Genomic DNA, 13,018 nt, shown 5'->3' with positions numbered 1-13,018 from the left:
AGGAATTGAATGGCTGACTATCGCAACCCATCGCCGCTCGCGCGTGAGGCCATGGCCTACGTTCTGGCCGGCGGCCGCGGCACGCGGCTGCACGAGCTCACGGACCGCCGCGCCAAGCCGGCCGTCTATTTCGGCGGCAAGAGCCGCATCATCGATTTCGCGCTGTCCAACGCGCTGAACTCGGGCATCCGGCGTATTTCGGTTGCGACGCAGTATCAGGCCCATTCGCTGATCCGCCATCTGCAGCGCGGCTGGAACTTCCTCAGGACCGAGCGCAACGAGAGTTTCGACGTGCTCCCCGCCAGCCAGCGCGTTTCGGAAACGCAATGGTATGAGGGCACCGCCGACGCCGTATTCCAGAACATGGACATCATCGAGGACTACGGCCCGCGCTATATCGTGCTGCTCGCCGGCGACCACATCTACAAGATGGACTACGAGGTGATGCTGCGCCAGCACGTGGATACGGGCGCTGATGTCACCGTCGGCTGCCTCGAGGTGCCGCGCATGGAGGCGACCGGCTTCGGGGTGATGCATGTCGACGGGCGCGACAAGATCGTTGATTTCATCGAAAAGCCCAAGGACCCGCCGGGCATTCCGGACAAGCCGGAGATCGCGCTGGCCTCGATGGGTATTTATGTGTTCGAGACCAAGTTCCTTATGGACCAGCTGCGGCGCGACGCGGCAACGCCCGGATCGAACCGTGATTTCGGCAAGGACATCATTCCGCATATCGTCAAGAACGGCAGCGCCTGGGCGCACCGCTTCCCGCGCTCCTGCGTGCGCTCGCCGAATGAGCAGGTGGCCTATTGGCGCGATGTCGGCACGATCGACGCCTATTGGAAGGCCAATATCGACCTCACCGACGTGACGCCGCAGCTTGACCTTTATGACAAGGACTGGCCCATCTGGACCTATGCGGAACTGACGCCGCCGGCCAAGTTCGTGCATGATTTCGACGGGAGGCGCGGCACGGCGGTGAATTCGCTGGTCTCTGGCGACTGCATCGTTTCGGGTGGTGCGCTGGACCGGACGCTGCTGTCGACAGGGTCGCGGGTGCATTCCTATTCGGAGCTGCATGAGGCGGTGGTGCTGCCCGATTGCACGATCGGGCGCGGCGCACGGCTGCGCAAGGTGATCGTTGATCGCGGGATCAATATTCCCGAAGGTCTGGTGGTCGGCGAGGATCCGGAGTTCGACGCCAAGTGGTTCCGCCGCAGCGAGACCGGGGTGACGCTGATCACCCAGCCGATGATCGACAAATATCTGGAGAGCCGCTGAGCGGCCAAGTGGACGAAGCCATATGATTGAAGTCCTGTCGGTCGCCTCGGAGGCCTATCCGCTGATCAAGACCGGTGGACTGGCGGATGTGGTGGGCGCGCTGCCTTCGGCACTGGCCCCGCATGGCGTGTCCATGCGGGTGCTGCTGCCGGGTTATCCCAAGGTGATGGCAGCGCTCGAGAGCGGCCGCGATGTGCACGGGTTCGAGAGCTTCTTCGGCGGGTCGGCGCGTCTGCTGGCCGGCAGGGCCGGGGGGCTCGATGTCATCGCGCTAGACGCGCCGCATCTGTTCGACCGGCCGGGCAACCCTTATGTGGGGCCGAATGGCAATGACTGGCCGGACAATGCGATGCGCTTTGCGGCGCTGAGCTTTGCGGCCTACCAGCTCGCCAATGGCGTGGTGGAGGGCTATGTGCCGGAGCTGCTGCACTGCCACGACTGGCAGGCGGGTCTTGCACCGGCCTATGTGCGCTACAACGCACCAGTCGCCGCCAAGACCGTGCTGACGGTGCACAATATCGCGTTTCAGGGCGTGTTTGGCTGGGACCAGTTTCCGGCGCTCAGGCTCGACTATCGGGCAGCGGACGAGAACGCGATCGAGTTCTTCGGCAATATGAGCTTTCTGAAAGCCGGGCTGCATTCGGCGGATGCCATCACCACGGTGAGCCCGACCTATGCGCACGAGATCCGGACCGCGGCCTATGGCATGGGGTTCGAAGGGCTGCTGCAATCGCGCGCCGACTCGGTGTTCGGCATTCTGAACGGCATCGACACCACGGCCTGGAACCCGGCCGAGGACGCGGCGCTGCCGCAGCGCTATACGGTCTCGACGCTGGCCGGGCGCGGCGCGAGCCGGCAGGCACTGAGCACGCGCTTCGGACTGTCGCCCGCAGACGGGCCGATCTTTTCGGTGGTCAGCCGCCTGACCTGGCAGAAGGGGCTCGATATGCTGCTGCCGCTGTGCGACCGGCTGGTCGAGCAGGGCGCGAGCCTGGTGGTGCTGGGCTCGGGCGAGGCGGCGCTGGAGAGCGGCTTTGCGGCGGCTGCCGCCCGGCATCCGGGTCGCATCGGCGTGGAGATCGGCTATGACGAGGAACTCAGCCACCTGATTCAGGCGGGGTCCGATGCCATTCTCATTCCTTCGCGGTTCGAACCGTGCGGCCTGACGCAGCTCTACGGGCTACGCTATGGTTGCATTCCGGTCGTGAGTCGTGTTGGCGGCCTGGCTGATACGGTGATCGATGCCAATGAGGCGGCGATCGAGGCGGGGGTGAGCACCGGCGTCGTGTTTTCTCCGGCCACCGAGGAAGCGTTCGAAGAGGCCATCCGGCGGACAATCGAGCTTTTTCACCGGCCCAAGGTCTGGCACAAGATGCAGCGCCGTGGGATGAAGTCGGATGTCTCGTGGGAAGCGAGCGCCGAGAAATACGCCAACCTTTACGCATCTGTCCTGGGGCTGAACGAGAATGTCGATCCTGACCGTTGATACCAAGCCGTTTACCGACCAGAAGCCGGGAACGTCTGGGCTCAGGAAGCGAACCGCCGCCTTCATGGTGGAGAACTATGTCGAGAACTTCGTGCAGTCGATCTTCGACAGCCTCGATGGGTTCAAGGGCAAAACGCTCGTCATCGGCGGGGACGGGCGCTATTTCAACGATGTCGCGATCCAGAAGATCATCCGCATCGCCGCGGCCAACGGCTTCGGCACGGTGCTGGTGGGGCAGAACGGGCTGCTGTCGACGCCCGGCGCCAGCCATGTGATCCGCCACCACAATGCGTTCGGCGGGATCATCCTGTCGGCCAGCCACAATCCTGGCGGCCCGGATGGCGATTTCGGCATCAAGTATAATGTGTCGAATGGCGGCCCGGCGCCGGAAAAGATCACGGATGCGGTATTCGCGCGGACCAAGGAGATCGACCGCTATCTGACGATCGATGCGCCGGATGTCGATCTTGCGAGCATCGGTACGCACCATTCCGGCCCGATGGTGGTCGAGGTGATCGATCCGGTGACCGACTATGCCGCGCTGATGGCCGAGCTGTTCGACTTCGAGCGAATCCGCGCGATGTTTGCCAATGGCTTCACCATGCGCTTTGACGCGATGCATGCAGTGACCGGCCCATATGCCAAGCGCATCCTCGAAGAGCAGCTGGGCGCGCCGGAAGGCACGGTGATCAACGGCACGCCGCTCCCGGATTTCGGCGGCGGTCATCCCGACCCGAACCTCGTTCATGCCAAGGATCTGTACGATCTGATGATGAGCGCCGACGCGCCCGATTTCGGTGCGGCCTCTGATGGTGACGGCGATCGCAACCTGATCATCGGCAAGGGCCGGTTCGTGACGCCGTCGGACTCCCTGGCGATCCTTGCCGCCAATGCCTCGTACGCCCCAGGCTACTCGGAGGGGATCGCCGGCATCGCGCGTTCGATGCCGACCAGCGCTGCTGCCGATCGCGTGGCGGAAAAGCTGGGCGTCGGCATGTACGAGACGCCGACCGGCTGGAAGTTCTTCGGCAACCTGCTCGACGCGGGCAAGGTGACGATCTGCGGCGAGGAGAGTGCTGGCACCGGCTCGAACCACGTGCGCGAAAAAGACGGGCTGTGGGCCGTGCTGCTTTGGCTCAATGTGCTGGCGGCCCGCGAGCAGAGCGTCGACGCCATCGTGCGCGACCACTGGGCGACCTACGGACGGAACTACTACACCCGGCACGACTATGAAGAGGTCGATCTTGAGGTGGCCAACGAGCTGATGGACGCGCTGCGCGAGTCGCTCGCTGGACTGCAGGGGCAGATGCAGCACGGCCATGAGATCGTTCTGGCCGATGACTTCACCTATAACGACCCGGTCGATGGCTCGACCAGCGCCAAGCAGGGTGTGCGGATCGGCTTTGCCGATGGCAGCCGGATCGTTTTCCGCCTGAGTGGAACGGGCACCGTGGGCGCGACGTTGCGCGTCTATCTCGAGCGTTACGAGCCGCCGCACGGGCAGCATGACCTCGATACCCAGGCGGCGCTCGCCGACCTGATCACCATCGCAGACGCGCTCGCCGAAATCCGTTCCCGTACCGGTCGCGATACGCCAAGCGTTATCACCTGAGGCCTTCCAGCCAGTGACACCAGAACTGATCAAAGGCGCCGGCAGCCCCGAGCAGCTTGGCGCCACCATCACCCCCGACGGGGTGAATTTCGCCGTCTATTCGGAAGCTGCGACGACCATATGGGTGTCGCTGTATGATGAGGCGGACAGCGAGATCGGGCGGTTCGCGCTCGACGGGCGCGCGGACAATATCTGGTATGGTCTGATCGGCGGGATCGGCGCCGGTGCGAAATACGGGTTGCGGGCCGACGGCCGCTACGATCCGGACCAGGGCTATTTCTTCGATCCGCACAAGCTGCTGGTCGATCCCTATGCGCGGCGGCTCGACCGGGTGTTCGTGCGCTCGCCGCGGCTGCGCCTGCCGCGCGAGGACGCGGTGGATACCGCGCCGCTGATTCCCAAGGCGATCGTCACCGCGCCGAGCGAGAAGCTGGCATCGCCGCGCCGCAAGGCGCCGCAGAGCTTTTACGAGCTCAATGTGCGCGGCTTCACCATGCGCCATCCTTCGGTGCAGGGGCCGCTCCGCGGTACGATTGCCGGGCTGACCACCAAGCGGGTTGTCGACCATTTCCGATATCTCGGCATCGACACGGTGCAGTTGATGCCCACGGCGGCGTGGATCGACGAGGGTCATCTGCCGGCGCTGGGGCTGACCAATGCCTGGGGCTACAACCCCGTCGCCTATTTCGCCGTCGACCCAAGGCTGGCGCCGCGCGGGCCGCAGGAATTGCGGCACATGACCGATGTCTATCGCAAGGCGGGGATCTCGGTGATCCTCGACGTGGTCTACAACCACACCGGCGAGGGCGATGCGCAGGGGCCGATGCTGTCGATGATGGGGCTCGACGCACATACCTATTATCGCTTCGTCGAAGTCGACGGCAAACAGCAGCTGGTCAACGATACGGGCACGGGCAATACGCTGCGCTGCGACCACCCGGCGGTGCAGCGGTTGGTGATCGAGAGCCTGCGCTATTACGTCCAGGAGCTGGGCGTCTCCGGCTTCCGCTTCGATCTGGCGCCGATACTCGGGCGCGAGCCGGGGTTCAACCCTGACGCCGAGATGCTCAAGGCCATCAAGGCCGATCCGGTGCTGTCGAAATCGATCCTCGTCGCGGAACCCTGGGATCCGGGCCCGGGTGGCTATCAGCTCGGCCGGTTCGGCAAGGAATTCCACGAGCACAACGACACCTATCGCGATCAGGTGCGCTCCTTCTGGCGGGGCGATCGGGGCAAGGTGGGGGCGCTGGCCGGCAAGGTTGCCGGATCGGCTGAAATCTTCGATTTCCCCGGACGCAAGCCCAGCGCCGGCGTCAACATGCTGGCCGTGCACGACGGGTTCACGCTGCGAGATCTGGTGAGCTACAGCGACAAGCACAACGAGGCCAATGGCGAGGACAATCGCGACGGGCACGACAATAATTATTCGTGGAACAGCGGGGTCGAAGGCCCGACCGACGACCCGGCGATCAACCAGCAGCGCTCGCGCGATGTGCGCGCCATGCTGGCGACGCTGTTCCTGTCGCGCGGGCTGGTGCTGATCCAGCAGGGCGACGAAATGGGCCGCACGCAGCAGGGCAACAACAATGCCTATGCGCAGGACAATGAGATCACCTGGGTCGACTGGGAAAGCGCCGATGGCGCGCTGGTCGATTTCGTGGCGGCGGTCAACGCCTTTCGGCGGGCGCATCCGGTGATCACACATGACCATTTCCTCACCGGGCAGGTGAAGAACGGCATCCGCGACGTCACCTGGCTGCATCCCGATGGGCGCGAGATGACCGACGGCGACTGGAACGAGGACGGCGGCTCGGTGCTCGGCATGTGGCTGCAATCGGCCAGCGAAGAGCTGATCGTCTGGTTCAACCGGCGGATGGAGCCGGTGCTGGCGCATCTGCCGGACGGGGAGTGGACGGTCGGGCTGGTTTCGGACGATCAGGCGCATGTTGCCGTGGCGGACCAGGCGGCGACCCTGCCGCCGCGCAGCGTGACCGTGCTGGTGAAGGCAGACGAGGCTGCGGCCACGGTTGAAGATGGCGCAGCAACCGATGCGCTCGCCGACGAGGCGCTGTCCGAGACCTGACGGGCACGTCGCGGTACCGACGTTTCGACGCTGGCCTTAGGGGCGATACGATCAGGTGGTGGCGGCTATTCCGCGGCCTGGGCCGGGCTCAGGCCGCCCATGCGCTCGATGAAGCCGATGATCTCGTCGAGGCTTTCGCGGCGCAGCAGGTCGGTGAAGACATAGGGCCGGCCTTCGCGCACTTTCTGGGTGTCGGATTCCATCACCTCGAGGCTGGCGTTCACATGGGGCGCCAGATCGGTGTGGGTGATGACCAAAAGGTCCGAGCGGGCAATGGCCGGGCCGCCTTTGCGCGGGATCTTTTCGCCTTGGGCCACCGAGATAACATAGATGGTGATGTCGGCGAGGTCGGGCGAGAAAGTGGCCGCGAGATTGTCGCCACCGGATTCGATCAGCACGATATCGAGATCGGGAAACTTGCGGTTCAGATCGTCGATGGCCGCGAGATTGAGCGAGGCATCTTCGCGGATCGCCGTGTGCGGACAGCCGCCAGTCTCCACCCCGACGATGCGGTCGGCGGAGATCGCCTGCATGCGGTTGAGGATCAGCGCGTCTTCCTGGGTGTAGATGTCATTGGTGACCACCGCCATCGAGTAGCGATCGCGCATCGCCTTCAAGAGCATTTCGCACAGCGTCGTCTTGCCGGAGCCGACGGGGCCGCCGATGCCGACGCGGATGGGTCCATTGGGCGATTTCATATGAGCCTCATGACGACGAGAATGACGAAGCCGGCGGCGACGATCAGCGCGAGCGGGCTGTAGTTGCGCCGGTCGAGCGTCGCGAAGGGTTCGACGGGAAACCGGGCCCGCCAGCCGGCAGTGTAGCCCAGCACCCCACGCGCGGCAAAGAGCAGGCCGACCAGCAGACCGAGCAGGGTGAGGCCGAAACCGCCCGAGTCATGGTCGGCCAGCGACAGGGCGAGCACGCCGGCAGCGGTGAGGACGATCGAAACCGCCAGCGACCAGAGCTTGGGCAGCCGCGTGACGCCGGTGCGGCCCACCGTTGCGCGGGCGAGCAGTTCGGGATCCTTGATCGGCCAGCGGATGCCCATGGCCCAGAGCAGGCAGCCCAGCGCCACCGTGAGCAGCAGCACGAAGGTGATGGCGGCGACGAACATGTTCATGAGCGAAAGATCCTGGGCTCGAGCGTCTCGTGACGCATCTGGGCGATGTCGGCGGCGTAGCCGATGCTCCCAAGGTCTTCAAGGCTGGCCGCTGCGGCGAAATCAGCCAGTGTGGCTATCTGCGGCTCGAGGGCGCTCATGACGGTCAGCCCGTCGGTCTGTCCGAGCGGCACGAGGCGGACGGCAACCGACACCTGGGCGTGGACCAGCGCGGTGAGAAAGGCGCGCAGCGTGTCGGTGACGCCGATGTCGTGGTCGCCGGCAGCGGCGCCGACGACCAGCGGGTAGGGGCAGGGGTCGGGCAGGCGCTGCAGCACATCGGACGGCCAGGCGGCGAGCGCCTTGACGAAGGCCGCGCCGGTGATGGTCAGCTCGTCGTGGCGCTCCTTGCTGGCCGTGAGGGCGAGGCAGAGATCGGCGATCTCGGCGAGCTTTGCGGTATCGTCGTGCGCGGCGTAGGCGGCGGCAAGGATGATGGCATCGGTGCGGATGCCGCCATGGTGCAGCGCGGCGCCGACCCAGTCCTCGAGGATTTTTGCATCGGCGACGGTGCCGCTGGCGATGGCGGTTTCGAGCCCGGCCGACCAGGCGAAACTGCCCACCGGAAAGGCGGGCGACAGCCAGGTGAGAAGGCGTTGCAGCGCCAGCGGATTGGTCATCAAGCGGTTACCGGTTCAGCAGGGCGTGGCCATGATCGTGCGCATAGGCGCCATCCATCGGCGAGAAGGGCTCGACCACGTCGGTGACCTTTGCCCCAAGGCCGCGCAACATGTCGCGCAGAACGTGATCGCGCAGGATGAGGATGCGGTCGGCGGTGCCATCGGGGCCGGTGCAGATTTCGGTCTTGGTGTGGCGGTTGCCGAGGTGCCAGGCCAGCTGCATCAGGTGGGTGATGTCGCGGCCGCGGATATCGAAGAGCTTTTCCTCGGCCGCCCGGATTTCGACGAGCCGGCCATCCTCGAGCTTCAGGCAGTCGCCGGCGGCCAGTGTCACGGGCTGCACAAAATCGACCAGCACGTCGTCGCCTTCGGCAAGCCGGATGACGCGGCGGCGAACGCGGCGTTCGTCATGCAGCAGGGTGGCGTGGGCGAAGGGCACGGGCAGGGCGCCGGGTTCGTGTCGGGTGACGGACACGGCGCGAAACGTCTGCGGCATCAATGAGGCTCTTGCATCAGAGGGCGGGCACTGACGGGGAGCTTACCCCCCGCTGCGGCCCTGTCAAAGCTTAAGCCGGTTCGCCGCAACCCTCAGGGCGTGTCGACCCGTTCGGTGCAATTGACGCTGGGCGGGGTGGCCTGCAGGTCGGTGAGCGTTGCCTCGGTGCCCTTGGTCCAGAATTCGAACTGGCCGGCGACATATTTGGCGCCCGAGCCGGACATGACGTTGGCAAACACCATCTTGCGGGGCCCGATGGGCAGGATGGCGAGGAAGTTGGGCGCGGCGTTGATGAAATCGACCTTTATGGTGCCGATCAGCTCGCAGTCATATTCGACGATGTTGCGCTCGAAGGCGCCCTCGAGCGACAGAACCACCTGCGCCGAAACATCGACATTCTGCATCATTGCGGCGACGGCAAGCTCTTCCATTGGTCCCACTCCCTTGGTGTGGACCGAAGGCTAGCCGATTCGCCGGGTTGGCGATGCGGGATCACGCGCCGGCGACGAGGGCCATGGCCCCGAAGGCGAGGCCGATGGCCACGGCGTCTTCGATGAGGGCGGCAGGAAGGTCACGCTTCAGCGCCTTGGCGAGCCGCAGTCGGGCGGCATGACCGCCATAGGTGCCGGCAACGCCCGCGATGGCGCCGAGGATCAGCCCCAGCCAGGGATTGCCCGCCGGCAGCGAGACGATGAGGCCAGCGAGGGCGCCGGCAATCGTGCGGCCGATCAGGGCCGGTAGCATGAGCCGGCTCGGCGTTTCGGGCCGCGTATCGCCATAGAGTTCGCCTAGCGCCAGGAGGACCACAATGACGGTGGTAACCGGATGGCCGACGAAGGCTGCCCAGGTGCCGCTGAGATCGATCCAGCCGAAAAAGGCGGCGACCGAAATGGCGGCGAGGGGCATGAAAGTGCGCAGGCCAGCCGCGAGGCCGAGCATCAGAATGGCAATGATCATTTAAGTAGCTCCGGGTCTATCGGAGCGAAACGGGCTGTGCGGTGGCGAGGTTCCGTTGGGCCCGGCGGCGGTGCCTCCGGCCGGGCTCAACGGCTGTTCCGAAGTTGCCGTCAGAACAGGAAATAGCGCTGGGCCATGGGGACGACTTCGGCGGGCTCGCAGGTGAGCAGTTCGCCGTTGGCGCGCACCTCGTAGGTTTCGGGGTCGACCTCGATCTCGGGGGTGGCGGCGTTGTGGATCATCGACGCCTTGGAGATGCCGCCACGGGTGTTGGTAACAGGCAGCATGCCCTTATCGACGCCAAGGGATTTCTGCAGGTCATTGTCATAGGCGGCCTGGCTGACGAAGGTGACCGAGGACGAGGTCCTGAGCTTGCCGAAGCTGGCGAACATCGGACGGTAGTGCATGGGCTGCGGCGTCGGGATCGAGGCGTTCGGGTCGCCCATAGGGGCTGCCGCGATGGAGCCGCCAAGCAGGATCATGTCGGGTTTGACGCCGAAGAAGGCCGGATCCCACAGTACCAGATCGGCGCGCTTGCCCACCTCGATCGAGCCGATGTGCTGGCTCATACCGTGAGCGATGGCCGGGTTGATCGTGTATTTGGCGATGTAGCGGCGCACGCGGAAATTGTCGTTATGGCCAGTTTCCTCGGGCAGGCTGCCGCGCTGGCGCTTCATCTTGTCGGCGGTCTGCCAGGTGCGGATGATCACTTCGCCGACGCGGCCCATGGCCTGGCTGTCGGAGGCGATCATCGAGAAGGCGCCCATATCGTGGAGGATGTCCTCGGCGGCGATGGTTTCCTTGCGGATGCGGCTTTCGGCGAAGGCGACGTCCTCGGCAATGGCGGGGCTCAGGTGATGGCAGACCATGAGCATGTCGAGATGCTCGGCCAGCGTGTTGACCGTGTAGGGCCGGGTCGGGTTGGTGGAGGAGGGCAGAACGTTCTGCAGCCCCGCGACCTTGATGATATCGGGGGCGTGGCCGCCGCCGGCGCCTTCGGTGTGGAAGGCGTGGATGGTGCGGCCCTTGAAGGCGTTGACCGTATCTTCGACGAAGCCGGATTCGTTCAGCGTGTCGGTGTGGATCATCACCTGGATGTCGTAGTCGTCGGCGACGGCGAGGCAATTGTCGATCGAGGCGGGCGTGGTGCCCCAGTCTTCGTGCAGCTTCAGCGAACAGGCGCCGGCCAGCACCATTTCCTCGAGCGGGGCTGGAAGCGAAGCATTGCCCTTGCCGGCGAGCGCCAGGTTCATCGGGAAGGCATCGAAGCTCTCGATCATCCGGTGGATGTGCCAAGTGCCGGTGCAGGTTGTGGCCAGCGTGCCATGGGCCGGGCCGGTGCCGCCGCCCAGCATGGTCGTTACCCCACTCATCAGCGCTTCCTCGATCTGCTGGGGCGCGATGAAATGGATATGGCTGTCGAAGCCTCCCGCAGTGAGGATCTTGCCTTCGCCGGCGATGGCCTCGGTGCCCGGGCCGATGATGATGTCGACATTGGGCTGGGTGTCGGGATTGCCGGCCTTGCCGATGGCGGCGATCTTGCCGTCGCGCAGGCCCACATCGGCCTTGTAGATGCCGGTATGGTCGACGATCAGCGCGTTGGTGATCACCGTGTCAACGGCGCCATTGGCGCGCGTCACCTGGGACTGGCCCATGCCGTCGCGGATCACCTTGCCGCCGCCGAACTTCACCTCCTCACCATAGGTGGTGAGATCCTTTTCGACCTCGATGATCAGCTCGGTGTCGGCGAGGCGGACCTTGTCGCCGGTCGTCGGGCCATACATCTGGGCATAGGTGGAGCGCGGAATTCTGGTGGGCATGAGGCTGGCGTCCTGCAAAGCGTTGGCGCTATTTCAACCGCCTAACAAACGGGCTGTCCAGCGCCCTGCCGTGTTTTTCGGCGGATCATCCGAAAGAGCGCGAAAAACCGCGCCATCCGGCGTGCAACACCTGCTTTTGCGAGCGGGCTGGCGGGGCTGGAGCCGCTCAGACCGGGCGGCGGTGCGTCGGCACGGTGCGATAGACCGTGATGGCGCGCTCGATCAGGTCATCGAGGGTCTTCACCCATTCCTTGATGTCCTTGTCGTGCTGCTTGGAGGCAACGAGCGAGGCGCCGAGCGCCTGGGCGACATAGGCGGTCTTGGTTTTGCCTTCGCGATGCGCGGCATTGCCACCATTCTGCAGCCCGGTGAGCGCTTCGGAATACTGGCCTTCCGTGAGCTTGGACTTGAACTGCTTCCAGGACTTGCGCTCGACGGAATCGATCATGGTCGACGCGAGGCTGCCCATCATCAGCATGGTCTCACTGTCCTTGCGTCCGCTCTCGCCGATATCGGCCATGATGGCGGCGAACCGGACTTTGAACTCTTCTTCCTTGGTGGCCATGGTGCCTCGTTTGGTCGGTTGCTGTCTTGCTAGCGCATTCGATGGAGATTGGCCAATGCCGGGGCGCGGCAAGTCACAGTTCAGGGCGCCGCGGCCCGCCTCAGCCCTTGGGGCCGGGACCGTCGTCGTCGCCCAGCAGCTGGCGCAATTGCTCGGTGCGGCTCCGCGTCAGTTGGGCGAGGCAGTTGGAGATGACCAGCTGGTGGAGTGAGCCGCCGTCGTAGGGCGCGGCCATCACGTCGCACTGGGCGTCGCGATAGTTCAGCCAGGCACGCTGGGCTTTGAGGAGGGTCCTCTTGGCGCCCGGATAGTCGGCCATGGCGGGGTAGGTCAGGTCCCACTGCGCGTTCAAATCGGCGTCGGCGGCATCATAGGCGCGGGCGGCGCAGATGTTCATTTCGGACGGTTTGTAGGCACCTTCGCAATTGACGCCGCGGTCCTGCTGAGCGAGGGCCGGCATTGCGGACAATCCGAAGGCGGTGGGCGTGAGCATGGCGGCGCAGAGGGCGAAGCGGGGCAAAGCGTGGGTCATGGTGATCCTTTCGTGCGGGGCCGCGCATACGCAGGCGCGTCACGCTATGACGGTCAACGCTGGCACAGCGCGATCCGTTCACCGCAATGGGGCGCGCCGGACGGTGCGCCTCGGGTCAGAGCTTGCCCATCACCTGCTGGCGAAAGCCGTAGACTTCGCGCTTGCCGGAAAGCGGCACCAGCTTCACCTCGCGGGCCTGGCCCGGCTCGAAGCGCACCGCGGTGCCGGCGGCGATGTCGAGGCGCATGCCGCGGGCCTGGTCACGGTCGAATTCCAGACCGGCATTGGTTTCGAAGAAATGATAGTGCGAGCCGACCTGGATCGGCCGGTCGCCGGTGTTGGCGACTTCCAGCGTCACCTGCGTGGCACCGGCATTGATCTCGATCTCGCCGTCGAGGGTGATG

14 protein-coding genes are annotated in these 13,018 nt (G+C 65.1%); 4 read left to right on the top strand and 10 right to left on the bottom strand.

What is annotated here, in order from left to right:
- Positions 1–9 precede the first annotated feature (9 nt).
- From glgC to glgX, 4 genes are read left to right on the top strand one after another with little or no spacing between them, the layout of a single operon-like run.
- Positions 10–1,281 (top strand): glucose-1-phosphate adenylyltransferase, encoded by a 1,272-nt coding sequence (gene glgC, locus ACN0TK_RS13085; RefSeq protein ID WP_417309956.1) that lies wholly within the window; start codon positions 10–12, stop codon positions 1,279–1,281.
- A gap of 25 nt (positions 1,282–1,306) precedes the next feature.
- Positions 1,307–2,767 (top strand): glycogen synthase GlgA, encoded by a 1,461-nt coding sequence (gene glgA, locus ACN0TK_RS13080; RefSeq protein WP_417310066.1) that lies wholly within the window; start codon positions 1,307–1,309, stop codon positions 2,765–2,767.
- Complete coding sequence (locus tag ACN0TK_RS13075) at positions 2,748–4,379, top strand: alpha-D-glucose phosphate-specific phosphoglucomutase (protein WP_417309955.1); 1,632 nt, start codon at positions 2,748–2,750, stop codon at positions 4,377–4,379. The genes glgA and ACN0TK_RS13075 overlap by 20 nt, the downstream gene beginning before the upstream one ends.
- Positions 4,380–4,392: 13 nt before the next feature.
- On the top strand, positions 4,393–6,462 hold the full coding sequence (gene glgX / locus ACN0TK_RS13070; RefSeq protein WP_417309954.1) for a glycogen debranching protein GlgX: 2,070 nt from the start codon (positions 4,393–4,395) through the stop codon (positions 6,460–6,462).
- Between the two features lie 65 nt (positions 6,463–6,527).
- On the opposite strand, the gene ureG is transcribed toward glgX, so the two are convergent.
- From ureG to ACN0TK_RS13020, 10 genes are all read right to left on the bottom strand, one after another.
- Entirely contained in the window at positions 6,528–7,160 is a 633-nt protein-coding gene (gene ureG, locus ACN0TK_RS13065; RefSeq protein ID WP_417309953.1) for an urease accessory protein UreG, read from the bottom strand.
- Entirely contained in the window at positions 7,157–7,585 is a 429-nt protein-coding gene (locus ACN0TK_RS13060) for a DUF3995 domain-containing protein (protein ID WP_417309952.1), read from the bottom strand. The genes ureG and ACN0TK_RS13060 overlap by 4 nt, the downstream gene beginning before the upstream one ends.
- Positions 7,582–8,244 carry an urease accessory protein UreF gene (locus ACN0TK_RS13055; protein WP_417309951.1) on the bottom strand — a complete coding sequence of 221 codons (663 nt, stop codon included), beginning with the start codon at positions 8,242–8,244 and terminating at the stop codon, positions 7,582–7,584. Before ACN0TK_RS13055 ends, ACN0TK_RS13060 begins: the two co-directional genes overlap by 4 nt.
- Before the next feature lie 7 nt (positions 8,245–8,251).
- On the bottom strand, positions 8,252–8,740 hold the full coding sequence (locus tag ACN0TK_RS13050; protein ID WP_417309950.1) for an urease accessory protein UreE: 489 nt from the start codon (positions 8,738–8,740) through the stop codon (positions 8,252–8,254).
- A 92-nt stretch (positions 8,741–8,832) separates the two neighbouring features.
- Positions 8,833–9,171 (bottom strand): MliC family protein, encoded by a 339-nt coding sequence (locus ACN0TK_RS13045; RefSeq protein ID WP_417309949.1) that lies wholly within the window; start codon positions 9,169–9,171, stop codon positions 8,833–8,835.
- A 61-nt stretch (positions 9,172–9,232) separates the two neighbouring features.
- Positions 9,233–9,697 carry a DUF4126 family protein gene (locus ACN0TK_RS13040; RefSeq protein WP_417309948.1) on the bottom strand — a complete coding sequence of 155 codons (465 nt, stop codon included), beginning with the start codon at positions 9,695–9,697 and terminating at the stop codon, positions 9,233–9,235.
- Positions 9,698–9,807: 110 nt separating this feature from the next.
- A complete protein-coding gene (ureC, locus tag ACN0TK_RS13035) occupies positions 9,808–11,517 on the bottom strand; it encodes an urease subunit alpha (protein ID WP_417309947.1) in 1,710 nt (569 codons plus the stop codon).
- 166 nt (positions 11,518–11,683) lie between these two features.
- Positions 11,684–12,082, bottom strand: coding sequence for a hypothetical protein (locus tag ACN0TK_RS13030; RefSeq protein WP_417309946.1), 399 nt, complete (start codon positions 12,080–12,082; stop codon positions 11,684–11,686).
- A 100-nt stretch (positions 12,083–12,182) separates the two neighbouring features.
- On the bottom strand, positions 12,183–12,614 hold the full coding sequence (locus tag ACN0TK_RS13025; protein WP_417309945.1) for a lysozyme inhibitor LprI family protein: 432 nt from the start codon (positions 12,612–12,614) through the stop codon (positions 12,183–12,185).
- A gap of 115 nt (positions 12,615–12,729) precedes the next feature.
- The gene (locus ACN0TK_RS13020; RefSeq protein WP_417309944.1) at positions 12,730–13,017 is read right to left on the bottom strand and encodes an urease subunit beta; all 288 of its coding nucleotides are present in this window, start codon (positions 13,015–13,017) and stop codon (positions 12,730–12,732) included.
- Position 13,018 lies beyond the last annotated feature (1 nt).

This window comes from Devosia sp., assembly GCF_048261455.1.
GTDB lineage: Bacteria > Pseudomonadota > Alphaproteobacteria > Rhizobiales > Devosiaceae > Devosia_A.
Note: the sequence above shows the minus strand (reverse complement) of the source record. Positions and strands in the feature narration are given on the sequence as shown.